Here is a 21390-nt window from a genome sequence, read left to right as displayed (position 1 = left end):
AAATCATCTCCCGCGCCGCCGTGGCGCGTCTTGCCGCCTGTCAGGATACACACAGGCACATATCCGGCAATGCCTTAAAACTTTATCCGACCGCGCCGCCGGTTGAGGCGCGGTCGGACGATCCGCTTCAGGCTGCCGGGGTTGCTTCCTCGGGCGCACCCGGACGCTTGTCGAACACCTGGTCGACCAGCCCGAATTCCCGCGCCTCATCCGCTTCGAGGAAGGTGTCGCGGTCCATCGCCCGTTCGATCACGTCCAGCGGCTTGCCGGTGTATTTGGCGTACAGGTCGTTCATCCGGCGACGGATACGCAGGATTTCCTTGGCCTGGATCTCGATGTCCGACGCCATGCCCTGCGCGCCACCCGACGGCTGGTGGATCATGATGCGTGCGTTGGTCAGGGCGACCCGCATGCCGGGTTCCCCCGACGCCAGCAGGAAGCTGCCCATCGACGCCGCCTGTCCGATGCAGACCGTGCCGACGCGCGGGCGGATATACTGCATGGTGTCGTGGATCGCCATGCCGGCCGTCACCACGCCGCCCGGCGAGTTGATGTACATCCAGATGTCCTTCTTCGGATTTTCCGATTCGAGGAACAGCAGCTGGGCGGTGATCAGCGAGGCCATGTGATCCTCAACGCCGCCGGTCACGAACACGATGCGTTCGCGCAACAGGCGCGAATAGATGTCGAAGCTGCGCTCGCCGCGGCTCGACTGTTCGATGACGATAGGGACGAGGCCGTCGTGAATATCCTGCATTGGGTTCCCGCTGAGTAGATTTCGACCCCTACATCGGCGCTCGCGGAAGGCGACGCAAGAGGCTACCCCGCCGCAGCGCACCCGGAAAGATGGTTAGCGGCCACCCGGTGCGCGGTGCGCGAGATAGGCAAGCCGCCGAACCTCGCGCCGGCCGCGTACGACGGTATCGAGGATCAATCCCGAAAACAGGCACAGCGACGCCAGGATCACGAGGCCGGTCGCAAGGATCGCGGTCGGAAAGCGCGGCACCAGTCCGGTCCGGGCATAGGTGATGGCGAGCGGCACCGCGAGGATCACCGCCAGCACCGCCAGCGCCAGCCCGATCGCACCGAAAAACCACAAGGGCCGCTCGATCCGGTAAAGCGTCGCGATGGTGCGGGCGATGCGGAAGCCGTCGCCATAGGTTGACAGCTTCGACGCCGATCCCTCCGGACGGGCGAAATAGCGCGTGGCGATCTCGGCGACGGGCATGCGCAGTTCGAGCGCATGGACGCTGATCTCGGTCTCGATCTCGAACCCGGCCGACAGCGACGGAAAACTCTTGACGAACCGGCGCGAAAATACCCGGTATCCCGACAGGATATCGGTGAAACTCCGGCCGAACAACCGGGCGAGCATGCCCGTCAGCATGGCATTGCCGAAGCGGTGGCCGCGCCGATAGGCCAGTACGGCCTCGCTCACCCGCTGGCCCACGACCATGTCGAGCTGTTCGTCGATCAACCGCGCCACCAGTTGCGGGGCAGCCTCCGCGTCATAGGTCGCATCGCCGTCCGCCATGACATAGATATCGGCGTCGATATCGGCGAACATCCGCCGGACGACCGCACCCTTGCCCTGCAGGCGCTCGGTCCGCACCACTGCGCCGGCCGCCTGCGCGACCTCGATCGTGTGATCGGTGGAGTTGTTGTCGTACACATAGACCGTCGCCTGCGGCAGCGCGGCGCGGAACTCGGCGACGGTCGCCGCGATCGCGGCTTCTTCGTTATAGCAGGGCAGCAGGACGGCGACGGTCATGGACATGCCGGCGCGTACAACATCCCGCGTCGCCGAAAGCAAGCATCCCGACAGCAAAAGGCCGCCCGCTCCCGTTCGGGAAGCGGGCGGCCGTCCTGCCGTTGGGTCGCGATCGATCAGCCTTCTTCGGCTTCGGTCTCGACCTTCTTCTTGGCGCGTGGCTTCTTGGCCGGTGCCGGCTCGGCTTCCGCGTCGGCGGCTTCGGCCGGCGCATCGTCCGCCTTCTTCGCAGGTGCCTTGCGGGTCGCGGCCTTCTTCTTCGGCGCTTCGGCTTCGGCCTGCGCGTCGGGCGCAGCCGGCTCGACGTCCTTGGCCGTCACCGGCTTTGCTTCGGCATGGTCATGGTCATGGCTGTGATCGTGACCGCAGTCCGGGCCGTGCACATGCGGCACCGCGCCTTCTTCGCTCTCGATCTCGGCTTCGAGTTCCTCACGCGTTACTTCGCGGTCGGTGATCTCGGCCTTGCCGAACAGGAAATCGACGACCTTGTCCTCATACAGCGGGGCACGCAGCTGGGCGGCCGCCATCGGCTCCTGCTGGACATACTGCATGAAACGCTGGCGATCTTCCGGGCCGTACTGCTGCGCAGCCTGCATGATCAGGCGCTGCATTTCCTGCTGGCTGACCTCAATGCCGTTGGCCTGGCCGATTTCCGACAGCAACAGGCCGAGGCGGACGCGACGGACGGCGATCTGGCGATAATCCTCGCGCTCGGCTTCCAGCTCGGCACGGGCGGCTTCCGGATCGGCTTCGTGGCCGGCTTCATGCTGCAGCTGTGCCCAGATCTGGTCGAACTCGGCTTCGACCATCGACGGCGGCACTTCGAAATCATGGCCCGCGGCAAGCTGATCGAGCAGCTTGCGCTTCATGTGCGTGCGGGTCAGGCCGTTGAGCTCCTGCTCGATCTGGCCCTTGATAAGGCCACGCAGCTGCTCAAGGCTTTCGAGACCCAGCGACTTCGCAAACTCGTCGTCCGGACCGCCTTCGGCAGGTACCTTCACGTCGGTGATCTTCAGGTCGAACGTCGCGGCCTTGCCCTTCAGGTTTTCGGCCTGATAGTCGTCGGGGAAGGTGACGTTGATGGTCTTTTCGTCGCCCTTCTTCACGCCGACCAGCTGGTCTTCGAAACCGGGGATCAGACGACCCGATCCGATCTCGATCGCCATGCCCTCGCCGGTGCCACCGTCGAACGCCACGTCGTCGACCTTTCCGACGAAATCCATCACGACTAGATCGCCGGTCGCGGCTTCATGGCCTTCCTCGGCGTCGTCGTGGCGCTTGTTGTTGCTGGCGAGCTGCTCGATCTGCTGATCGACCACCGTTTCGTCGGCGGGAACGGTCAGACGTTCCAGCGTCAGCCCGTCGATCGCCGGGGCCGGCACCTCGGGCAGGACTTCCAGCGACACCGTGACCGCGGCGTCCTGACCGGGCGCATAGGTGCCGTCGAGCGACACCTGCGGGGCGGTGGCCGGGCGCAGCTTCTGTTCGGCGATCAGCGTCTGGATGCCGTCCTGGATCGAGCTGTTGAGCGCGTCCTGCGCCAGCGCTTCGCCGTGCATCTTGCGAACCAGGTTCGCCGGCACCTTGCCGGGGCGGAAGCCGGGCATTTTCACGGTCGGGGCAACGCGCTTAACCTCGGCATCGACCTTTGAGTCGATATCCGCCGCGGTGATGGTCAGCGTGTAGGCGCGCTTCAGGCCCTCGTTCAACGTCTCGACAGTCTGCATTCTCGAAGCTTTCGTCAAAGGAATCGATTCGGGGCGGCTCCAGCCTCGACCGGGCGGCGGCGTCACTGGTGCGGGCGAAGGGAGTCGAACCCCCACATCTTTCGATACTGGAACCTAAATCCAGCGCGTCTACCAATTCCGCCACGCCCGCCGAGCGGACGCCGCCGGCACGGGCGCGTCTATAGCAGCCATGCACGCCGGGGCAAGTCGCCACGCTTCGCAGAGTTGCTTGCGTGCCGCAACCCGCATCCATCGGACGCGTTGAGGGAAATGAAGGAGAGCGCGTTCATGCCCGTAGAACCACCCATTCCCGCCGAGACCCCCGCCCCCGATCCCGGCGTCGCCCCCACCACGCCGCCGCCCGAATATCCGGTGCCGCAGACCGAGCCGGGACAACCGACCGCCCCACCGCCCGAAATCGACGTGCCTGGCCCTGACATCGACGTGCCATCGCCCATGCCCGGCAGCGATCCCGGCGTGACGCCGGTGCCCGGCCAACCTGTGATGGATGGGAATTGACATGAGCGACCGCGATCGCAGCAGCCACCCCGACAGCCCGCCCGAAGGCGACACCGATCGCCGCAGCGACATCGAAAAGGCGGTCGACACCGTCAATGGCGACGTCGAACGGGCCGGTACCGACGCCGGTGCGACGTCACCGACCGAACCGACCGTCTCGCCCGACAGCGCCGGTGGGTCGGGCGGCGTCGTCCGCAATCAGGAAGGCGACGGCCAGTAGGTCAGCGCGAAATGACCCGCCGCGCGGTGATAACCTTCACCGGCGTGGCGGGCATCTCGCCCTTGAAAGCGCCATTGGTCGCCTTGGTCGGATCGACCGGCGTATCGAGTATTTTGGTCAAGACATCGCGCCCCTCGACGATCCGGGCGAAGGCTGCGTAGCCCTGTCCGTCGGCCGGTACGCCCGGTGCGGCATCGAGCGAACGCCGCTGATCCCCGACCGAAATCGTGAACTCACCCCGCGCCGTTCCGACGCCGAGTCGCGCGACCGATAGCGTGCCATCGGTGTGCGACAGACCGGTCTGCGTCGTCGGTTCGTGCCTGATCGGCGGCAGATATCGCTTCGCGTCGGTGTGCGGGCCGAACTGGACGAAGCCGAAATCGGGGCCGACCTTGACGATGCGATAGAAGCTGACGCCGTCGAGCCGCTTCTGATCGACATAACGCAGGAAATTGGCTACGGTGATCGGCGCGCGCTTCGTCTCCACCTCGACGACCAGTGTCCCCGCCGTCGTGACGATCGCGACGCGCGGCAGCGGCGCTTCGGCCGCCGGTTGTGGCGCCGGCGTCTGGGCCAGTGCCGGTCCGGCAAACGCCAGCGCTACCAGCAACGCGCGTCGCGTCGTTCGCATCATCCCAGCGCCTTCTTCAGCAGATCGTTGACGACGCCCGGATTGGCCTTGCCGCCCATCGCCTTCATCGTCTGACCGACGAAGAAACCGAACAGCTTGTCCTTGCCGCCGCGATAGTCGGCGACCTTGTCGGCGTTCTTTGCCATGACCTCGGCGATCACCGCCTCAATCGCGCCGGTATCGCTGGTCTGCTTGAGGCCGCGTTCCTCGACGATCGCGTTCGCCCCCTGCCCGGTTTCGAGCATGATGTCGAACACCTGCTTCGACAGCGTGCCCGACAGCGTGCCATCGGCGACCAGCTTCAGCAATTCCGCACCCTGTGCCGGCGAGACCGGGCTATCGACGATGCCCTTGCCCAGCCGGTTCAGTGCCCCGTACAGGTCCGAAATCAACCAGTTGGCGGCAGACTTTGCCGGGACATCCGAACCGCATTCGGCCAGCAGCGCCTCGAACCAGCGCGCCGTTTCGACCTCGGCGGTCAGTACGGCGGCGTTGTACGCCGACAGGCCCAGTTCGCCCTCATAGCGATTGCGCTTGGCGTCCGGCAGTTCGGGCAGGCTCGCACGGCATTCGTCGAGAAACGCATCGTCGAGTTCGAGCGGCAGCAGGTCGGGATCGGGGAAGTAGCGGTAATCGTGCGCGTCTTCCTTCGACCGCATCGACCGCGTCACGCCCTTGTCCGGATCGAACAGGCGGGTTTCCTGAACGATGCGGCCGCCATCCTCGATCACCGCGACCTGCCGATTCGCCTCATATTCGATCGCGGCCATCACGAACCGGACCGAGTTGACGTTCTTGGTCTCGGTCCGCGTGCCCAGTTCCTCGCCGAGGCGGCGCACCGAAACGTTGACGTCGGCGCGCATCGACCCCTGATCCATATTGCCGTCGCACGACCCGACATAGCGCAGGATCGTCCGGAGCTTCGACAGATAGGCCCCTGCCTCGGCCGGCGAACGCATGTCGGGACGGCTGACGATTTCCATCAACGCCACGCCCGACCGGTTGAGGTCGACGTACGAGCGGGTCGGATGCTGGTCGTGCATCAGCTTGCCGGCATCCTGCTCGACATGAATGCGCTCGACGCCGATCGTCTTGGTCGGGCTGTCGGGATTTTTCTCGTCAAGCACGACCGTGACCGACCCCTCGCCCACCAGCGGGTGGTAGAGCTGGCTGATCTGATAGCCCTGCGGCAGATCGGCGTAGAAATAATTCTTGCGATCGAACCGCGACCATTTGTTGATGACCGCATCGATCGCCATCCCGGTCCGCACCGCCTGCCGGATGCATTCGCGGTTCGGCGTCGGCAACATGCCCGGCATCGCCGCGTCGACCAGCGACACCTGCGTATTCGGCTCGGCACCGAACGCGGTCGCCGCGCCGGAGAACAGCTTGGCATTCGACGTAACCTGCGCATGGACTTCGAGGCCGATCACGACCTCCCAGTCGCCGGTCGCGCCACGGATGCGGTAATCGCTCATGTCATCGCTCTTCATACGGGCCGGTCGGCGGCCACTGTTCGATCATATTCCTCGGAACCGGCTGCGGTTCGTCGGAGCCTTTGTTTTTCGTCTTCGACTTCCCGTCGGGCAGCAAATCGATGGCGCATTCCAGCACCGTACCGATCGCCTCGATCAGGATTTCGGCGACTACCACCATTTGTCCGCCCGAGCGACGAAGCCAGCGCGCTGCTCGATTGCCAATCCGGCGTTCAACACGCCCTGTTCGTCGAGCGGTCGGCCAATGATCTGCAACCCCAGCGGCAACCCGTCCTTGTCGACGCCGCCCGGCACGCTCATCGCCGGCAGGCCCGCCAGCGACGACGGCACCGTGAAGACGTCGTTCAGATACATCGCGATCGGATCGGCACTCTTCTCGCCCAGCGCGAACGCCGCCGACGGCGCGGTCGGGGTCAGCAGCACGTCGCACTGCTCGAACGCCGCTTCGAAATCGCGCGCGATCAGCGTCCGCACCTTCTGTGCCTGCGTATAATAAGCGTCGTAGAAACCGGCCGACAGCACATAGGTGCCGATCATGATCCGGCGCTTCACTTCGTCGCCAAATCCCGCGGCGCGGGTCGCGGCATACATGTCCTGCAGGCCGGCACCATCGGGCAGCACCCGCTGACCATAGCGCACGCCATCATAACGGGCGAGGTTCGACGACGCTTCGGCGGGCGCGATGATGTAATAGGCCGGCAGCGCATATTTGGTATGCGGCAGCGAGACCTCGACAATCTCCGCGCCGGCATCCTTCAGCCAATCGATACCCTGCTGCCACAGCGCCTCGATCTCGGTCGGCATTCCGTCGACGCGATATTCCTTCGGAATGCCGACGCGCTTGCCGCGCAGGTCGGCGTTCAGGCCCGCTTCCCATGCCGGGACCGGCAGATCGAGCGAGGTCGCATCCTTGGGGTCGAACCCGGCCATCGCCTCCAGCATGATCGCGCAGTCGCGGGTATCGTGCGCCATCGGTCCCGCCTGATCGAGCGACGAGGCGAAGGCGACAACGCCGTAGCGCGAGCAGCGGCCATAGGTCGGCTTGATGCCGGTGATCCCGACGAATGCGGCCGGCTGACGGATCGAGCCGCCGGTATCGGTGCCGGTCGCCGCGGGGCACAGCCGCGCCGCGATCGCCGCCGACGAACCACCCGACGAACCGCCCGGCGCCAGCGGCGCGGTATCACCCGGCCGACGCCATGGCGAGATGACGTTGCCGAACGCACTGGTCTCATTGGACGATCCCATGGCGAACTGGTCGAGGTTCAGCTTGCCCAGCATCCCCGCACCGGCATTCCACAGATTGCCCGACACGGTCGATTCATATTGCGGCACGAAGCCCTTCAGGATGTCGCTCGCCGCCGTGGTCTCCACGCCCTGCGTGCAGAACAGGTCCTTCATGCCGATCGGCACGCCGGCAAGGGGCTTGAGCGTCTCGCCGGCGGCGCGCGCATCGTCGGCTGCCTTGGCAGCGGCGCGCGCATGGTCGGGGGTCTCGACAAGGAAGGCGTTGAGCGGCTTCGCAGCAGCGACCGCGTCGATGAACGCATCGGCGACGTCGCGGGCGGAAAAATCGCCGCCGCGCACGCCGTCGCGGATCGCGGCGACGCCAAGGTCGGTCAGGTTCGACACTATTCGATCACTTTCGGAACGGTGAAAAAGCCATGCTCGCCCTGCGGCGCATTGGCGAGCACACGGTCGCGGACATCACCATCGGTGACGACATCGTCACGCAGGCGCAGATGGTTGGGGATGACGGCGGTCATCGGCTCGACGCCGCTGGTATCGACCTCGCCCAGTTGCTCGATAAAACCGAGGATATTGCCGAGTTCGGGTGCCAGCTTTTCGGCTTCGGCATCGGTGATCGCGATACGGGCAAGGCCGGCCACGCGTTTGACGGTTGCAGGTTCGACGGACATGGCATGGGCGGCTAGCATCCCGGCGAGCCCCCCACAAGCACCGCAAAGCGGTTGCGTGTGAACGCCGCTTCCCCCACCAAGGCCGGGATAACGGCGGAGACGGGGTTGGCGCGCAAATTCCTGTATGTGGTGGCGGCGCTGATCGTGCTGGCGATCGCCGCGCTGTTCGCCTTTCGCCTGTTCGGCAACGACCTGTTGCGCCGGGCGATGGTCCCGGGTGTAGCGTTCCGCGCCGAACCGGCGATGCCGGCCAACGCCTATGCCGACCGCGCCCTGTGGTTCGCCCGGCCGGGACTGACCAATACGCCGGTCGACTGGCTGCCGCAGGGAATCGCACCGACGGCACCGGGCAATGCCGAAATCTTCTTCGTTCATCCGACCTCGTTCGTCGGCACCGATCGCTGGAACGCCGCGCTCGACGATCGCGAATCGAACGGACGGGCGCAGGTGTTCCTGCGCGGACAGGCCAGCGCGTTCAGCGCCGCCGGTCGCGTCTGGGCACCGCGCTATCGTCAAGCGACGTTCGGTGCCTTCCTGACCGGTGACGCCGCAGCCACGCAGGCGCTCGACCTCGCCTATCGCGACGTCGCGGCGGCGTTCGATACGTTCGTCGCCGAAGCCGATCCGAAGCGCCCGATCATCCTCGCCGGCCACAGCCAGGGCGCGCTGCACCTGACGCGACTGCTGCGGGAGAAGGTTGCCGGCACCCCGCTCGCCCGCCGCATTGTCGCCGCCTATGTCGTCGGCTGGCCGGTATCGAAGGCGACCGACCTGACCGCGCTCGGCCTGCCCGAATGCACCACCGCCGATCAGGCGCGCTGTCTGCTGTCGTGGCAAAGCTTCGCCGAACCCGCCGACCCGGCACTGATCGTCGAGCGATATGACGCATCGACCGGGTTCGACGGACGTCCGCCCAGCGGCACGCCGATGGTGTGTACCAACCCGCTGACCGGCACCGCCAACGCTGCCGCACCCGCCAGCGCCAATCGCGGCACGCTGATCCCCGACAAGGAACTGGCCGACGCGACGATCACGCCAGGGCTGGTCCCCGCCCGTTGCGACGAACGCGGTTTCCTGCTGATCGGCGACAGCCCGCCCGATCTCGGCCCCTATGTGCTGCCGGGCAACAACTGGCACGTGTATGACTACAGCCTGTTCTGGGCGAATGTCCGCGCCGACGCCCTGCGCCGGCTGGCGGCGTGGGAGAGACGATGATTACCGAAAACCGCGCCGTCTTTCGCGACGCGCTGCCCGAAGGTGGCCGGCTGATCGGCCTCGATGTCGGGACCAAGACGATCGGCACCGCGCTGTGCGATGCCGGATGGAGCTTCGCCAGCCCGGCGATCCTGATCAACCGGACCAAATTCACCGCCGACAAGGCGCAGCTGACGACCCTGATCCGCCAGCAATCGGTGCGCGGCATCGTCGTCGGCCTGCCGCTCAACATGGACGGCACCGATTCGCCGCGAACGCAGTCGATCCGGGCATTCGCCCGCAATCTCGACGATAGCGGCCTGCCGATCTTCCTGTGGGACGAACGCTGGTCGACGGTCGCGGTCGAACGGCAGATGATCGCCGAAGATCTCAGCCGCGCCAAACGCGCCGAACGCGTCGACAAGCTCGCTGCCGCCTATATCCTGCAAGGGGCGATCGACGCGCTGGTCAACGTTCCGCTCGGCTGACCTTGCGCGAGCGCGTGGCCCGGCTTAACCGGTCGCCTCGATGCATAGCTCAGACCACCGCCCCGCCGCCATGATCGATGGGGGTGCCGTTTTCCCGCATCGCCACCTGACCGGGATCGAGGGGTTGCAGCCCCATGAGATCCTGTTCCTGCTCGACGAAGCCGAACAATGGATCGACGCCAATCGCAGCCGCGGTCCCAGCGACCACCGGCTGGACGGCGTGACGCAGATCAACGCATTCTTCGAAAACAGCACGCGCACGCTGTTGTCGTTCGAGATCGCCGGCAAGCGGCTAGGGGCCGACGTGGTCAACATGCACGCCGGCCAGTCGAGCGTGAAGAAGGGCGAGACGCTGATCGACACCGCCGTCACGTTGAACGCTATGCGCGCCGACGTGATCGTCATCCGCCACGGTTCGTCAGGCGCGGTGCAATTGATCGCCGACAAGGTCGATTGCCCGGTGCTGAATGCCGGCGACGGCTGGCACGAACATCCGACCCAGGCGCTGCTGGATGCGCTGACCATCCGCCGGCGGCTGGGGGAGATCGCCCATAGGCGCGTCGTGATCTGTGGCGACATCCTGCACAGCCGGGTCGCGCGGTCGAACATCCTCGCGCTCACCACCCTCGCCGCCGAAGTCCGCGTCGTCGCGCCGACGACGTTGATGCCGCAGGCGATCGAATCGATGGGCGTCACCCCCTTCACCGATTTCGACGCCGCGCTGGAGGGGGCCGATGTCGTGATGATGCTGCGGTTGCAGAATGAGCGGATGAACGGCGGCTTCATTCCGTCGACCCGCGAATATCACCTCCGCTACGGCCTGACCCGCGAACGGCTGAAACGGGCCGAGCCGCACGCGATCGTCATGCATCCGGGACCGATGAACCGGGGGATCGAGATTACCAGCGACGTCGCCGACGATCCCGAACGCTCGACCATCACCGAACAGGTCGAAATGGGCGTCGCGGTGCGCATGGCGTGCCTCGACGTGCTGACCCGGCGCAGCCGTGGCGTGGAGGGCTGGGCATGAGCATGATCTTTACCGGGGGCACGCTGGTTTGTCCCGATAGCGGCGTGCGTAGCGGCGATCTGGCCGTAAGCGGCGATACGATCGCCTCGCACGTTTCGAACGCCGAACGCATCGACATCACCGGCAAGCTGCTGGCACCCGCGATCGTCGATCTCGGCGTGTTCGGCATCGATGCCGCTGCCTGCCGGGCGGGCGGGATCGTCCGCGTCGGACTGATGCCCGATCAGGCACCGGTGCTCGACGATCCGGGCATCGTCGCGCGGGCAGCGCATATGGGCAAGCCCGATATCTGGATCCACCCGCTATCGGCCGCGACTCAGGGGCTGCGCGGCACCGACCTCGCCGAAATGGCGATCAATGCCGAAGCGGGTGCGGTGGCGGTCGCGACCGGGCGGCGCTGGATCGCCGACAGCGGCGTGATGCGAAAGGTGCTGGCCTATGCCCGCGACTGCGATCTGGTCGTAGTCGCCCATGCCGAGGACGGCGGCGTTGCTGGCGACGCGGTGGCGACGTCCGGCGAGACGGCAACGCGGCTCGGCCTGCCCGCTGCGCCGGCCATCGCCGAAGCACTGGCCATCGCGCGCGACCTGATGCTGGCGGAGGATACCGGCGCGCGGCTGCATTTCCGGCAGGTGACGACCGCCGCCGGGTTCGACCTGATTCGGGCGGCCAAGCGACGCGGCGTTCGCGTCACCTGCGGCATCACCCCCGCCCATCTCTATTTCTCCGATATCGCGATGAGCGATTTCCGGACCTTCGCCCATCTCTCGCCGCCGCTGCGCGACGAAGGCGATCGTCGCGCCGCGCGCGCCGCACTGGCCGACGGAACGATCGACGTATTGTGTTCGGGCCATGATCCGCGCGGTCCCGAAGCCAAGCGCCTGCCCTTCGCCGATTCGGAACCCGGCATGGCGGGGGCGGAGACGCTGCTGGCGCTCGGGCTGGGGCTGGTTCGCGACGGGCTGATCGAACTCGACCGCCTCTTCGCACTGCTGGCGCGGAACCCGGCAAGGCTGCTCGGCCTCGATACCGGCACCTTGGCCACCGGAGCGCCCGCCGACCTGATCGTCGTCGATCAGGATACGCCGTGGCAGGTCCGCGCCGACGCTCTGGCGGGCAAGGCGGCGAATACGCCGTTCGACGGCCTGCCGGTGCAGGGCCGCGCGGTCCGGGTGATAAAGGGCGGCGCGTTCCTGTAAGGGAACGCGCCGCCTCCTCCTGGGAGAGGCTCGGGAAACTGGTTCAGCGCGAGGCGAGGCGTTCGGGGCGAGCCCAATTCGCCAGTTGCTCGCCGGCATGGGTACGAACGAAACAGCGTTCGCCCTTTGCCCGCACGCGACCGCACAACGCCGCGGCATCGGCATGGGCGAGACCGCCGACCGACAGCCGGTAGAAACTGGCACCACGGACGCTCGCTTGCATACCCTGTGGCGACATTCCGGCAAGCCGGGGTACGTTTCGGCTCAAACGTCGCCACGCGGACCGGGCGACCGCCGGGGTATCGAATGCACCGAGCTGCACATAATAGCCGCCGGCATCGCGCGATGTCGGAGCCGCCGCCATGCGGACCGGGCCGATCGAATTGCCACGGGCCCCTCGATAATCGCTCGGCAGCGCCTGCACGATTTCCTGCCGTGGTGCGAAGGTGATGGCCGGGCGTATCACGCTCGCCACCCGGGTCGGCGCGGCGACCGGCTCGACAAGGACCGGCTCGACCAGCGCGACCGCCACCGGCGCGGCATCGCCCGGTGCCGACAGTGCCAGTTGCATCGGCTGCCCGCGATCGACTGCCGGCGTCACACCGAGCAACGCGGCGACCTGCTGCGCCGCCGATTGCGGCCGCGCGAAACCCGCCCATTCGACCAGTCGCGCATCGACCTGTTCGGGCGACATGTCGACCGACGCCACGGTCCGCGCTTCGACCCAGCGTCCATCGAGCGCAAGGGCAAGCGCAAGATTCTGTCGCATCGTCGCGGTCGCCGCCGGATCGCGGGCCGCTTCGCTGAGCAACGCGATACCACCGGTCGGATCACCAGCCAGCGCCAGCGCCAGTCCGCGATCGGCATTGGCGATCCGCGCGGCATGTGCGGTCAGCGTCTCGCGCGCCGCCACCCATTCGCCGGTCGCGGTCTGCGCCAGGGCGAGGTTCAGCGCGGCGCGACCATCGGCCGGGTTCAGCGCCAGCACGTCGCTGAACGCCTGCGTGGCCGAGCCGAACCGCCCCGCCTGCAGATAGGCCTTGCCCAGCAGCGTGCGATAACCGGGATCGCGCGGCGCGAGCGTGACCGCCTGTTCGGCGAGGGTCACCGCTTCATCGCCGTGCCGCTTCGCCAGCGCCTTGGCCGCCTTGCCCGCCAGCTTCTGCGCCATAGTCTGTTCGGACGATGCCACCGCCACGCTCCCGCTGGCGACCAGTGCCAGCGAGCCGCCGAGCATCGCCGTGGCCAGACCGACCGAGATGAGCAGATGGGTCTTCATTGCGTGCCCTTTGCGGCCCCATCGGGGGCAAGGCGCTGAACGAGCGCCGCGATGTCGGAGGTCGACGGGAGGGACCGATCGAGCGTTTCGCGAACGAACGCCTCCGGGGAAAGGTTGCGTACCGTCGCCGCCAGCCGCAACCGCAACAGCCGGTCGGCATCGAGCGTCAGGACGATCGATCCTTCCTCCGCCGACGGCGCGGCATGCAGCATCGCCCGTTCGCGCAGGACGGCGGGAACCGGCATCGTCGGCTCGCCCAGATCGTTCCAGCCGAGATCGTCACCCGGATCGGTCGCATCGCCGGTCCCATGCGGGCGCATCGCCGGACGTGCCTCGCCCTTGCGGGCCAGCAGGCCGGGATTGATCTGTGTGGGATTGCGCGGTGTAGCCATGGCTAGCCCCGCACCCGACGGCCGAAGCCCCCGGCAGGACGCGGACCACCCGCCAACGTCGGCACGGCGAACACGGTACGCCGGAAATTCTTTTCGAGGCGATCGTGGATATAGTTCCATAGCCCCTCGATTTCGGCGCTCGACTTCGACGTCGGATCGATCTCCATGACCGTCCGCCCGTCGACCATCGACGATGCGAAATCGACGCGGTGATGGACCGTCACCGGTGCGACCGTGCCGTGTTGCGACAGGGCCATCGTCGCCTCCGCAGTGATCTTCGCACCCGGAGTCGCCGCGTTGACCACGAAGACCAACGGCTTGCCGGCACGATCGCACAGGTCGACGGTCGCCCCGACCGCGCGCAGGTCGTGCGGGCTGGGCCGGGTCGGCACCACGATCAGTTCGGCAACGGCGATCACGCTCTGGATCGCCATGGTGATCGCCGGCGGGGTATCGATCACTGCCAGCTTGAACCCATGGGCACGCAGCGTTTCCAGATCGGCCGCCAGCCGCGCGACCAGCGTCTGCGCGAACGCCGGTTCGTCGGTGACGCGCGCGTTCCACCAGTCGGCCAGCGAGCCTTGCGGATCGATGTCGACCATGACGACCGGACCCGCGCCCGACCGTTCGGCCTGCACGGCGAGATGCCCGGACAATGTCGTCTTGCCCGATCCCCCCTTTTGCGATGCCACCGCCAGAACGCGCATGCCGCTTACGTCTCCCTTCACTTGCAGCCGGGATTGGCACGGACAGGCCTAAAATGCGGTTAACGTCCCGTACGGGGGCGACCGATCGCGAAAGCCGTTCCGCCGACCGGCAAGCGCTGATAATGGACGGCGATGATCGCAAGGGGGACTTGGATGCGCGGTGCGATGGGGGCGGCTCTGGCGGCGACGATGCTGGCGGTGCCGGCGCTTGCCGATGTGAAGGCTGGCGTGGAGGCGTGGGCGCGGGGCGACTGGACGACGGCGGTCGGCGAATGGCGCGAACCGGCGGTCGCGGGCGATGCCGATGCGCAGTTTAATCTGGGGCAGGCCTATAAGCTCGGTCGCGGCGTGCCAATGAACCTGACCGAAGCCGAACAATGGTATGCCCGCGCCGCACAACAGGGGCACCGGCAGGCCGAGGAAAATTACGGCCTGATCCTTTTCCAGAACGGCAAACGCCCCGAAGCCGTTCAATGGCTCGAAAAATCGGCAAACCGCGGCGAGGCGAGAAGCCAGTTCGTCCTCGGGACGATGCTCTTCAACGGCGACGCCGTGCCGAAGGACTGGCGGCGCGCCTATGCGTTGATGACGCGCGCATCGTCGGCGGGACTGCCGCAGGCGGCGGCGACGCTGGCGCAGATGGACCGGTATGTCCCGCTGCCCGACCGGCAGGCGGCGCTGGCGATGGCGCGCGATCTGGAGCGGAATGCCGGACGCCCCGCCCTGCCCGCCACGCCCGAGCTACCCAAGGCAACGCAGGTCGCCAAGGCCTCCCCCGCCCCCAGGCCGGTCCCTCGCGCCGCTCCGCCAGCGTCTCCGGTCGCCACCGGCAACTGGCGGGTGCAACTCGGCGCGTTCCGCGATGCGGGCAATGCGCGGCGGCTATGGACCGAGGTCGCGGGCAAGTTCACGGGCCGACAGCCCTTTTACGACGATGCCGGCGGCGTCACCCGGTTGCAGATCGGCCCATTCGCCAGCAGCGCCGAGGCGACCCGCGCCTGCGCCACGATCCGCCCGACGACCTGCGTCCCGGTAAAGCGGTAATCCCCGCCGCGCTGCTGCTGATGGCGCAGATCGGCGCTCGGGCTGCCGCAAGCCTGCGCCGACATCGCCATGTGACGGCCGCTCGCGACGCGTGGTAATACCGTTCGCGCGCGGCGATCAGCCGCGCACCCACTCCGATGGCGCGATCCCCTGCATATACAGCAATGCGGTCAGGTCATTATGGTCGATCCGCACCCCTGCCTCGGCAGCGACGATCGGCTTGGCGTGATAGGCGACGCCCAGCCCCGCGCGGCGGATCATCGGCAGGTCGTTGGCCCCGTCGCCGACCGCCAGCGTCGATTGCCCGTCGATGCCGAGTTCATCGATCGCACCCAGCAGCGTGACTTCCTTCGTCGTCGCATCGACGATCGGCTTGGCGACCTTGCCGGTCAGCTTGCCATCCTCGATCAGCAAGCGGTTGGCGATCATCCGGTCGAAACCTAGTTCGGTGCCGACCGGCTCGGCAAAACGGGTGAAGCCGCCCGACACGAGAATCGTCGTTGCGCCGCGAGCACGCATCGTCCGGATTAGCGTCTTGGCCCCCGGCATGAGCTTGACGCGTTCGTCGAGGCACCGCTGGATCGCGCTTTCCTCCAGCCCTGCCAACAGGGCGACGCGGGCATCGAGCGCCGAGGCGAAGTCGAGTTCGCCGCGCATTGCCCGTTCGGTCACCTCGGCGATCTGCGCCTTGATCCCGGCATAGTCGGCTAGTTCGTCGATGCATTCGACGGTGATCATCGTCGAATCCATGTCGGCGACCAGCAGCGTCTTCTCGCGATTGGCGGCGGGCTGCACCGCGACGTCGGTGCCGGCAACAAGGCCTTCGATCGCGCCCCGCGCTGCGGCGGCATCGCTGGCGAACCGGATATCGGCGGCGCGGCCTTCGTCGATCCACGTCCAGCCCTCGACCAGACAGCCGGCCACGTCCAGCCGATCGGCGGCGGCGGAAATATCGCCCGCGGCGATCGATTCGGCTGCTATCAGCGTGGCGATGAACATGGCGAAATCTCCTGACCGTCCGAGGGTCGCGCTCATCGCAGGCCCGACCGCCAGCGGCAAGTCCGCGCTGGCGATCGCGGTCGCCCGGGCGCATGACGGCGTCGTCATCAATGCCGACAGCGCACAAGTGTATCGCGACCTGCGCATCCTTTCCGCGCGCCCGTCGCCCTATGAAGAAGCGCAGGCACCGCACCGCCTGTTCGGCCATGTCGACGGCGCAAACAGCTATTCCGCGCCGGCATGGGCGAAGGACGCGATCCGCGAGATCAACGCCGCACATGCAGCAGGCAAGCTGCCGGTGCTGGTCGGCGGCACCGGCCTGTATCTGCGGACCCTGATCGACGGCATCGCGCCCGTCCCCGAGATCGATCCCGCCATCCGCAAGGCCGTCCGTGCGCTGCCGATGGCCGAGGCAACCGAGGCGCTCAGCGTCGCCGATCCGGCAGCCGCCGCCCGGCTGAACCCGGCCGACACCACCCGCATTGCCCGCGCGCTGGAAGTGGTGCGATCGACCGGTCGGACGCTGGCCGACTGGCAGCGCGACCGGACCGGCGGGATCGGCGACCGCATCACGCTGTCGACCATGATCCTGCTGCCCGAACGCGACTGGCTGACCGGACGCTGCGACCGCCGCTTGTCAGCGATGTTCGACGGCGGGGCAGTCGAGGAAGTCGCCACGTTGCTGGCGCGCAACGACATCGCGCCACAGGCTTCTGTCCGCCGCGCCATCGGCGTGATCGAGATCGAACGCTGGCAAAAGGGTGAATGGACCCGCGATGAAGCACTGCGCGAAGCGCGCTTCGCAACGCGGCAATATGCCAAACGGCAGTATACATGGTTCCGCAACCAGCCACCGGCCGATTGGCTTCGCACCAGCGAAACCGAAACATGCGCGTTATCATCTCAATTCGACATTTTATTACGTTAAAGATGGTTGACACGTACATTTATGGCGACTAGCGACGCTGCTCCAACGGTGCTATTCGCGCCTGCGAAAATATTGAGGAGTTGAAGACCCATGACCGAGAAGAGTGGAGCCGCCATTTTGGTCGAGGCCCTCGTCGACCTCGGCGTGGAAGTCGTATTCGGCTATCCCGGCGGCGCGGTGCTGCCGATCTACGACGCGTTGTTCGAACACAGCCGGATCAAGCACATCCTCGTCCGCCACGAACAGGCCGCGACCCATGCGGCGGAGGGCTATGCTCGCTCGACGGGCAAGCCGGGCGTCGTGCTCGTCACCTCGGGTCCGGGGGCGACGAACGCGATTACCGGCATCACCGACGCGCTGCTCGATTCGATCCCGATGGTCGTCATCACCGGACAGGTCCCGACCGCCCTGATCGGCACCGACGCGTTTCAGGAGGCCGATACCGTCGGCATCACGCGCCACTGCTGCAAGCACAATTATCTGGTGAAGGACCCGGCCAGGCTCGGCCACGTCATTCACGAGGCGTTCCATATCGCCACCGCCGGCCGCCCCGGCCCGGTCGTGGTCGACATTCCCAAGGACGTGCAGGTCGCGACCGCGCGCTACACCAAGCCCGGCCCGATCCAGCACAAGACCTATCGTCCGAAGGTGAAGGCCGACCGGGCGCAGATCGAGCAGGTCGTCGACATGCTGGCGGCGGCCGAGCGGCCGGTGCTGTATACCGGCGGCGGCATCATCAATTCGGGTCCGGGCGCGTCGCAACTGCTGCGTGAACTGGTCCGGGTGTCGGGTGCGCCGGTCACCTCGACGTTGATGGGTCTCGGTGCCCTGCCCGCTTCCAGCCCGAACTGGCTGGGGATGCTGGGGATGCACGGCACCTATGAAGCGAATATGGCGATGAACGAGGCCGATCTGGTCATCGCCATCGGTGCGCGCTTCGACGACCGGGTGACCGGGCGGCTCGATGCCTTCAGCCCGCGCAGCCGCAAGGTCCATATCGATATCGACCGGTCGAGCGTGAACAAGATCGTGCGCGCCGATCTGGGCATCATCGCCGATGCCGGCCACGCGATGGAGGACATGGTGCGGGTGTGGAAATCGCGCCAGCATCCCAAGCCCGACCTGAAGGCGTGGTGGGCGAAGATCGAGGGCTGGCGCGCCAAGCGTTGCCTCGACTTCCCGGAATCGACCAAGGAAATCATGCCGCAGCGCGCGATCCGGGCGCTGTACGCCGCGACCAAACATCGCGCGCCGATCATCTCGACCGAGGTCGGCCAGCATCAGATGTGGGCGGCCCAGCATTTCGGCTTCGAAGCACCGAACAAGTGGCTGACCAGCGGCGGTCTCGGCACGATGGGCTATGGCCTGCCCGCCGCGATCGGTGCGCAGCTCGGAAATCCGGGGGCGCTGTGCATCGACATCGCCGGCGAGGCGTCGATCCAGATGAACATTCAGGAGCTGGCGACGGCGACGCAGTACCGGCTGCCGGTGAAGATCTTCATCCTCAACAACGAATATATGGGCATGGTCCGCCAGTGGCAGGAGCTGACCTACAGCTCGCGCTATTCGAGCAGCTATTCGGACTCGCTGCCCGACTTCGTAAAGCTGGGCGAGGCATATGGCTGGAAGGGTATTCGCATCGAAACGCCCGACCAGCTGGAGGACGGGATTCAGGCCATGCTCGACCATGACGGCCCGGTGATCGTTGACTGCATGGTGGCGAAGCTGGCCAACTGCTTCCCGATGATCCCCAGCGGCGCGGCGCATACCGACATGATCCTGCAGGCGAACGAAGTCTCGGGCGAAATGGACGACGAAGCCAAGGCGCTGGTTTGACATAGCAAGCTCCTCCCCGTTCACGGGGAGGGGGACCGCTCGCAGAGCGGTGGAGGGGGACTTCCCCAAGCGCACCGCCGGTGGATATCTTCCACCAGCATGCGACTGGTCCCTATCCCCGCGCCGGGGAGGAACAGGAACGAACATGCACATACGTCAGGAATCAGTGGAACGGCATACGCTGGCCGTCCTCGTCGACAACGAACCCGGCATCCTCGCGCGCATCGCCGGGCTGTTCTCGGGCCGTGGCTATAATATCGAAAGCCTGACCGTGTCGGAAATCACCGCCGACAAGGCGGTCAGCCGCATCACCATCGTCACCAGCGCATCGCCGCCGGTAATGGAACAGATCATTGCCCAGCTCGACCGGCTGGTGCCCGTCCACAAGGTCGTCGACCTGACCGTGCAGGGCGCGCATGTCGAACGCGAGCTGGCGCTGGTCAAGGTCGTCGGCACCGGCGAGCACCGGATCGAGGCACTTCGCCTTGCCGAAGTCTATCGCGCGCGCGTGGTCGATGCGACCGTGTCGAGTTTCGTGTTCGAGGTGACGGGATCGATCGAAAAGATCGACAAGTTCACCGAATTGATGGCCGAAGTCGGTCTGGTCGAGGTTGCTCGCACCGGCATCGCCGCCATCGCCCGCGGACGAGAGGCCGCCTGAAACCTATTCGCAACCATCCCGTCACCCCAGCGTAGGCTGAGCTCTCCGTCCGCAAGCGAGCGGTTCGCGGGACGAGCCCCCAGCCTTCGCTCGGGTGACGAACCTGATCTAAGAGGGAAATCATCATGCGTGTCTATTACGATCGCGACGCCGATCTGAACCTGATCTCGGACAAGAAGATCGCGATCCTCGGCTATGGGTCGCAGGGCCATGCCCATGCGCAGAACCTGCGCGATTCGGGCGTCAAGAACGTCGCCATCGCGCTGCGTCCCGGTTCGGCCAGCGCCGCCAAGGCCGAAGGTGCCGGTTTCAAGGTGATGCCGAACGCCGAAGCCGCCGCATGGGCCGATATCCTCATGATCCTGGCGCCCGACGAGCATCAGGCCGCGATCTATGCCGACGACATTCACGCGAACCTGAAGCCCGGCGCGGCGCTCGCCTTCGCCCACGGCCTGAACGTCCATTTCGGACTGATCGAGCCGCGCGCCGATGTCGACGTCATCATGATCGCGCCCAAGGGTCCGGGCCACACCGTGCGCAGCGAATATGTGAAGGGCGGCGGCGTGCCCTGCCTCGTCGCGATTCATCAGGACGCCAGCGGGAACGCGCACGACATCGCGCTGGCCTATGCATCGGGCGTTGGCGGCGGCCGGTCGGGCATCATCGAAACCAACTTCCGCGAGGAATGCGAAACCGACCTGTTCGGAGAGCAGGCCGTGCTGTGCGGCGGCGTCACCCACCTGATCCAAGCCGGGTTCGAAACGCTAGTCGAGGCCGGCTACGCGCCGGAAATGGCTTATTTCGAATGCCTCCACGAAACCAAGCTGATCGTCGACCTTCTTTATGAGGGCGGCATCGCCAACATGCGCTATTCGATCTCGAACACCGCCGAATATGGCGACATCGTCACCGGCCCGCGTATCATCACTGACGAAACCAAGAAGGAAATGAAGCGAGTCCTCGCCGACATCCAGTCGGGCCGCTTCGTAAAGAACTTCGTGCTCGACAACCGCGCCGGCCAGCCCGAACTGAAGGCAGCGCGCAAGCAGGCGGCGGCGCATCCGATCGAGAAGACCGGTGCCGAACTGCGCGCGATGATGCCGTGGATCGGGGCGAACAAGTTGGTCGATCAGACCAAGAACTAACGACGTTAGTTCGTACTGATCGGCCAACCGGCCGGCGCGACGAAGCCCGCCCTTCGGGGCGCGGCTTTGCCGCGACCGACGGGCGGGCGGGCCAGTGCCCCCTCGCTCGTCATTCCCGCGCAGGCGGGAATGTGGATTCACGTTTGAAGTGCACCGGTTGAGATGCGCAGGAATGCCTCGGCGGGGGTTTGGAAGTCGAGACATT

General features: G+C 66.4%; 23 protein-coding genes and 1 tRNA gene. 11 read left to right on the top strand and 13 right to left on the bottom strand.

Annotation, left to right across the window (positions count from 1 at the left end):
- Positions 1 to 127: 127 nt before the first annotated feature.
- The 4 genes from ASE50_RS10395 to ASE50_RS10380 all read right to left on the bottom strand — a co-directional run bounded on the left by ASE50_RS10395 (position 128) and on the right by ASE50_RS10380 (position 3649).
- Positions 128 to 757 carry an ATP-dependent Clp protease proteolytic subunit gene (locus ASE50_RS10395; protein WP_056399668.1) on the bottom strand — a complete coding sequence of 210 codons (630 nt, stop codon included), beginning with the start codon at positions 755 to 757 and terminating at the stop codon, positions 128 to 130.
- Positions 758 to 850: 93 nt separating this feature from the next.
- The gene (locus ASE50_RS10390; protein WP_056399666.1) at positions 851 to 1777 is read right to left on the bottom strand and encodes a glycosyltransferase family 2 protein; all 927 of its coding nucleotides are present in this window, start codon (positions 1775 to 1777) and stop codon (positions 851 to 853) included.
- Positions 1778 to 1887: 110 nt separating this feature from the next.
- Positions 1888 to 3498 (bottom strand): trigger factor, encoded by a 1611-nt coding sequence (gene tig, locus ASE50_RS10385; RefSeq protein ID WP_056399665.1) that lies wholly within the window; start codon positions 3496 to 3498, stop codon positions 1888 to 1890.
- Between the two features lie 66 nt (positions 3499 to 3564).
- Positions 3565 to 3649, bottom strand: a tRNA-Leu gene (locus ASE50_RS10380).
- A 137-nt stretch (positions 3650 to 3786) separates the two neighbouring features.
- On the opposite strand from ASE50_RS10380, the gene ASE50_RS10375 reads away from it, so the two are divergent.
- Entirely contained in the window at positions 3787 to 4017 is a 231-nt protein-coding gene (locus ASE50_RS10375) for a hypothetical protein (protein WP_056399734.1), read from the top strand.
- 1 nt (position 4018) lies between these two features.
- Positions 4019 to 4237, top strand: a complete 219-nt coding sequence (locus tag ASE50_RS10370; protein WP_055994631.1) for a hypothetical protein — start codon at positions 4019 to 4021, stop codon at positions 4235 to 4237.
- Between the two features lies 1 nt (position 4238).
- On the opposite strand, the gene ASE50_RS10365 is transcribed toward ASE50_RS10370, so the two are convergent.
- The 5 genes from ASE50_RS10365 to gatC are packed head-to-tail and all read right to left on the bottom strand — an operon-like array spanning position 4239 to position 8283.
- Positions 4239 to 4871, bottom strand: coding sequence for a peptidylprolyl isomerase (locus tag ASE50_RS10365; RefSeq protein WP_056399662.1), 633 nt, complete (start codon positions 4869 to 4871; stop codon positions 4239 to 4241).
- Entirely contained in the window at positions 4868 to 6346 is a 1479-nt protein-coding gene (gene gatB / locus ASE50_RS10360; protein WP_156347369.1) for an Asp-tRNA(Asn)/Glu-tRNA(Gln) amidotransferase subunit GatB, read from the bottom strand. Before gatB ends, ASE50_RS10365 begins: the two co-directional genes overlap by 4 nt.
- A gap of 1 nt (position 6347) precedes the next feature.
- Positions 6348 to 6524, bottom strand: a complete 177-nt coding sequence (locus ASE50_RS18795; RefSeq protein WP_156347368.1) for a hypothetical protein — start codon at positions 6522 to 6524, stop codon at positions 6348 to 6350.
- A complete protein-coding gene (gene gatA, locus ASE50_RS10355) occupies positions 6515 to 7996 on the bottom strand; it encodes an Asp-tRNA(Asn)/Glu-tRNA(Gln) amidotransferase subunit GatA (protein ID WP_056399657.1) in 1482 nt (493 codons plus the stop codon). Before gatA ends, ASE50_RS18795 begins: the two co-directional genes overlap by 10 nt.
- On the bottom strand, positions 7996 to 8283 hold the full coding sequence (gatC, locus tag ASE50_RS10350; protein ID WP_056399654.1) for an Asp-tRNA(Asn)/Glu-tRNA(Gln) amidotransferase subunit GatC: 288 nt from the start codon (positions 8281 to 8283) through the stop codon (positions 7996 to 7998). The genes gatA and gatC overlap by 1 nt, the downstream gene beginning before the upstream one ends.
- 105 nt (positions 8284 to 8388) lie before the next feature.
- On the opposite strand from gatC, the gene ASE50_RS10345 reads away from it, so the two are divergent.
- Genes ASE50_RS10345 through ASE50_RS10330 form a run of 4 tightly spaced genes read left to right on the top strand, consistent with a single transcriptional unit; the run spans position 8389 to position 12194 of the window.
- The gene (locus ASE50_RS10345) at positions 8389 to 9498 is read left to right on the top strand and encodes a DUF3089 domain-containing protein (protein ID WP_056399652.1); all 1110 of its coding nucleotides are present in this window, start codon (positions 8389 to 8391) and stop codon (positions 9496 to 9498) included.
- Positions 9495 to 9965 (top strand): Holliday junction resolvase RuvX, encoded by a 471-nt coding sequence (gene ruvX / locus ASE50_RS10340; RefSeq protein WP_056399731.1) that lies wholly within the window; start codon positions 9495 to 9497, stop codon positions 9963 to 9965. Before ASE50_RS10345 ends, ruvX begins: the two co-directional genes overlap by 4 nt.
- A 40-nt stretch (positions 9966 to 10005) precedes the next feature.
- The gene (locus ASE50_RS10335) at positions 10006 to 10995 is read left to right on the top strand and encodes an aspartate carbamoyltransferase catalytic subunit (RefSeq protein WP_056399644.1); all 990 of its coding nucleotides are present in this window, start codon (positions 10006 to 10008) and stop codon (positions 10993 to 10995) included.
- Entirely contained in the window at positions 10992 to 12194 is a 1203-nt protein-coding gene (locus ASE50_RS10330) for a dihydroorotase (protein WP_056399641.1), read from the top strand. Before ASE50_RS10335 ends, ASE50_RS10330 begins: the two co-directional genes overlap by 4 nt.
- Before the next feature lie 43 nt (positions 12195 to 12237).
- Here the strand turns inward: ASE50_RS10330 and ASE50_RS10325 are convergent, their stop codons facing one another.
- Genes ASE50_RS10325 through ASE50_RS10315 form a run of 3 tightly spaced genes read right to left on the bottom strand, consistent with a single transcriptional unit; the run spans position 12238 to position 14572 of the window.
- A complete protein-coding gene (locus ASE50_RS10325; protein ID WP_056399636.1) occupies positions 12238 to 13473 on the bottom strand; it encodes an SPOR domain-containing protein in 1236 nt (411 codons plus the stop codon).
- Entirely contained in the window at positions 13470 to 13865 is a 396-nt protein-coding gene (locus ASE50_RS10320) for a hypothetical protein (protein ID WP_056399633.1), read from the bottom strand. Before ASE50_RS10320 ends, ASE50_RS10325 begins: the two co-directional genes overlap by 4 nt.
- 2 nt (positions 13866 to 13867) lie before the next feature.
- On the bottom strand, positions 13868 to 14572 hold the full coding sequence (locus tag ASE50_RS10315) for an AAA family ATPase (protein ID WP_056399630.1): 705 nt from the start codon (positions 14570 to 14572) through the stop codon (positions 13868 to 13870).
- 153 nt (positions 14573 to 14725) lie between these two features.
- Here ASE50_RS10315 and ASE50_RS10310 point away from each other — a divergent pair, with 153 nt between their 5' ends.
- A complete protein-coding gene (locus tag ASE50_RS10310) occupies positions 14726 to 15616 on the top strand; it encodes an SPOR domain-containing protein (protein WP_056399628.1) in 891 nt (296 codons plus the stop codon).
- A gap of 117 nt (positions 15617 to 15733) precedes the next feature.
- Here the strand turns inward: ASE50_RS10310 and serB are convergent, their stop codons facing one another.
- The gene (serB, locus tag ASE50_RS10305) at positions 15734 to 16615 is read right to left on the bottom strand and encodes a phosphoserine phosphatase SerB (protein WP_056399626.1); all 882 of its coding nucleotides are present in this window, start codon (positions 16613 to 16615) and stop codon (positions 15734 to 15736) included.
- Between serB and miaA the strand changes: the two genes are divergently transcribed.
- The 4 genes from miaA (at position 16614) to ilvC (ending at position 21185) form a co-directional block, all read left to right on the top strand.
- The gene (miaA, locus tag ASE50_RS10300) at positions 16614 to 17543 is read left to right on the top strand and encodes a tRNA (adenosine(37)-N6)-dimethylallyltransferase MiaA (RefSeq protein ID WP_235512289.1); all 930 of its coding nucleotides are present in this window, start codon (positions 16614 to 16616) and stop codon (positions 17541 to 17543) included. The genes serB and miaA overlap by 2 nt on opposite strands.
- Before the next feature lie 90 nt (positions 17544 to 17633).
- The gene (locus ASE50_RS10295) at positions 17634 to 19379 is read left to right on the top strand and encodes an acetolactate synthase 3 large subunit (RefSeq protein WP_056399622.1); all 1746 of its coding nucleotides are present in this window, start codon (positions 17634 to 17636) and stop codon (positions 19377 to 19379) included.
- 145 nt (positions 19380 to 19524) lie between these two features.
- The gene (gene ilvN, locus ASE50_RS10290) at positions 19525 to 20040 is read left to right on the top strand and encodes an acetolactate synthase small subunit (protein WP_055994666.1); all 516 of its coding nucleotides are present in this window, start codon (positions 19525 to 19527) and stop codon (positions 20038 to 20040) included.
- A 125-nt stretch (positions 20041 to 20165) separates the two neighbouring features.
- Complete coding sequence (gene ilvC, locus ASE50_RS10285) at positions 20166 to 21185, top strand: ketol-acid reductoisomerase (RefSeq protein ID WP_056399616.1); 1020 nt, start codon at positions 20166 to 20168, stop codon at positions 21183 to 21185.
- The last annotated feature ends 205 nt before the right edge of the window (positions 21186 to 21390 follow it).

Origin of the sequence: Sphingomonas sp. Leaf5 (assembly GCF_001421155.1) — a bacterium.
Lineage (GTDB): Bacteria > Pseudomonadota > Alphaproteobacteria > Sphingomonadales > Sphingomonadaceae > Sphingomonas.
Note: the sequence above shows the minus strand (reverse complement) of the source record. Positions and strands in the feature narration are given on the sequence as shown.

Excerpts from the sequence above, each read along its gene's own strand:
- ilvN (WP_055994666.1), top strand. The coding sequence starts at position 19,525 with ATGCACATACGTCAGGAATCAGTGGAACGGCATACGCTGGCCGTCCTC.
- ASE50_RS10310 (WP_056399628.1), top strand. The coding sequence starts at position 14,726 with ATGCGCGGTGCGATGGGGGCGGCTCTGGCGGCGACGATGCTGGCGGTG.
- ilvC (WP_056399616.1), top strand. The coding sequence starts at position 20,166 with ATGCGTGTCTATTACGATCGCGACGCCGATCTGAACCTGATCTCGGAC.
- ASE50_RS10330 (WP_056399641.1), top strand. The coding sequence starts at position 10,992 with ATGAGCATGATCTTTACCGGGGGCACGCTGGTTTGTCCCGATAGCGGC.
- ASE50_RS18795 (WP_156347368.1), bottom strand. The coding sequence starts at position 6,524 with ATGGTGGTAGTCGCCGAAATCCTGATCGAGGCGATCGGTACGGTGCTG.
- ASE50_RS10295 (WP_056399622.1), top strand. The coding sequence starts at position 17,634 with ATGACCGAGAAGAGTGGAGCCGCCATTTTGGTCGAGGCCCTCGTCGAC.
- ASE50_RS10365 (WP_056399662.1), bottom strand. The coding sequence starts at position 4,871 with ATGATGCGAACGACGCGACGCGCGTTGCTGGTAGCGCTGGCGTTTGCC.
- tig (WP_056399665.1), bottom strand. The coding sequence starts at position 3,498 with ATGCAGACTGTCGAGACGTTGAACGAGGGCCTGAAGCGCGCCTACACG.
- ASE50_RS10395 (WP_056399668.1), bottom strand. The coding sequence starts at position 757 with ATGCAGGATATTCACGACGGCCTCGTCCCTATCGTCATCGAACAGTCG.
- miaA (WP_235512289.1), top strand. The coding sequence starts at position 16,614 with ATGGCGAAATCTCCTGACCGTCCGAGGGTCGCGCTCATCGCAGGCCCG.
- ruvX (WP_056399731.1), top strand. The coding sequence starts at position 9,495 with ATGATTACCGAAAACCGCGCCGTCTTTCGCGACGCGCTGCCCGAAGGT.
- gatB (WP_156347369.1), bottom strand. The coding sequence starts at position 6,346 with ATGAGCGATTACCGCATCCGTGGCGCGACCGGCGACTGGGAGGTCGTG.
- gatC (WP_056399654.1), bottom strand. The coding sequence starts at position 8,283 with ATGTCCGTCGAACCTGCAACCGTCAAACGCGTGGCCGGCCTTGCCCGT.
- ASE50_RS10315 (WP_056399630.1), bottom strand. The coding sequence starts at position 14,572 with ATGCGCGTTCTGGCGGTGGCATCGCAAAAGGGGGGATCGGGCAAGACG.
- ASE50_RS10325 (WP_056399636.1), bottom strand. The coding sequence starts at position 13,473 with ATGAAGACCCATCTGCTCATCTCGGTCGGTCTGGCCACGGCGATGCTC.
- ASE50_RS10335 (WP_056399644.1), top strand. The coding sequence starts at position 10,006 with ATGCATAGCTCAGACCACCGCCCCGCCGCCATGATCGATGGGGGTGCC.
- serB (WP_056399626.1), bottom strand. The coding sequence starts at position 16,615 with ATGTTCATCGCCACGCTGATAGCAGCCGAATCGATCGCCGCGGGCGAT.
- ASE50_RS10320 (WP_056399633.1), bottom strand. The coding sequence starts at position 13,865 with ATGGCTACACCGCGCAATCCCACACAGATCAATCCCGGCCTGCTGGCC.
- ASE50_RS10390 (WP_056399666.1), bottom strand. The coding sequence starts at position 1,777 with ATGTCCATGACCGTCGCCGTCCTGCTGCCCTGCTATAACGAAGAAGCC.
- ASE50_RS10370 (WP_055994631.1), top strand. The coding sequence starts at position 4,019 with ATGAGCGACCGCGATCGCAGCAGCCACCCCGACAGCCCGCCCGAAGGC.
- ASE50_RS10375 (WP_056399734.1), top strand. The coding sequence starts at position 3,787 with ATGCCCGTAGAACCACCCATTCCCGCCGAGACCCCCGCCCCCGATCCC.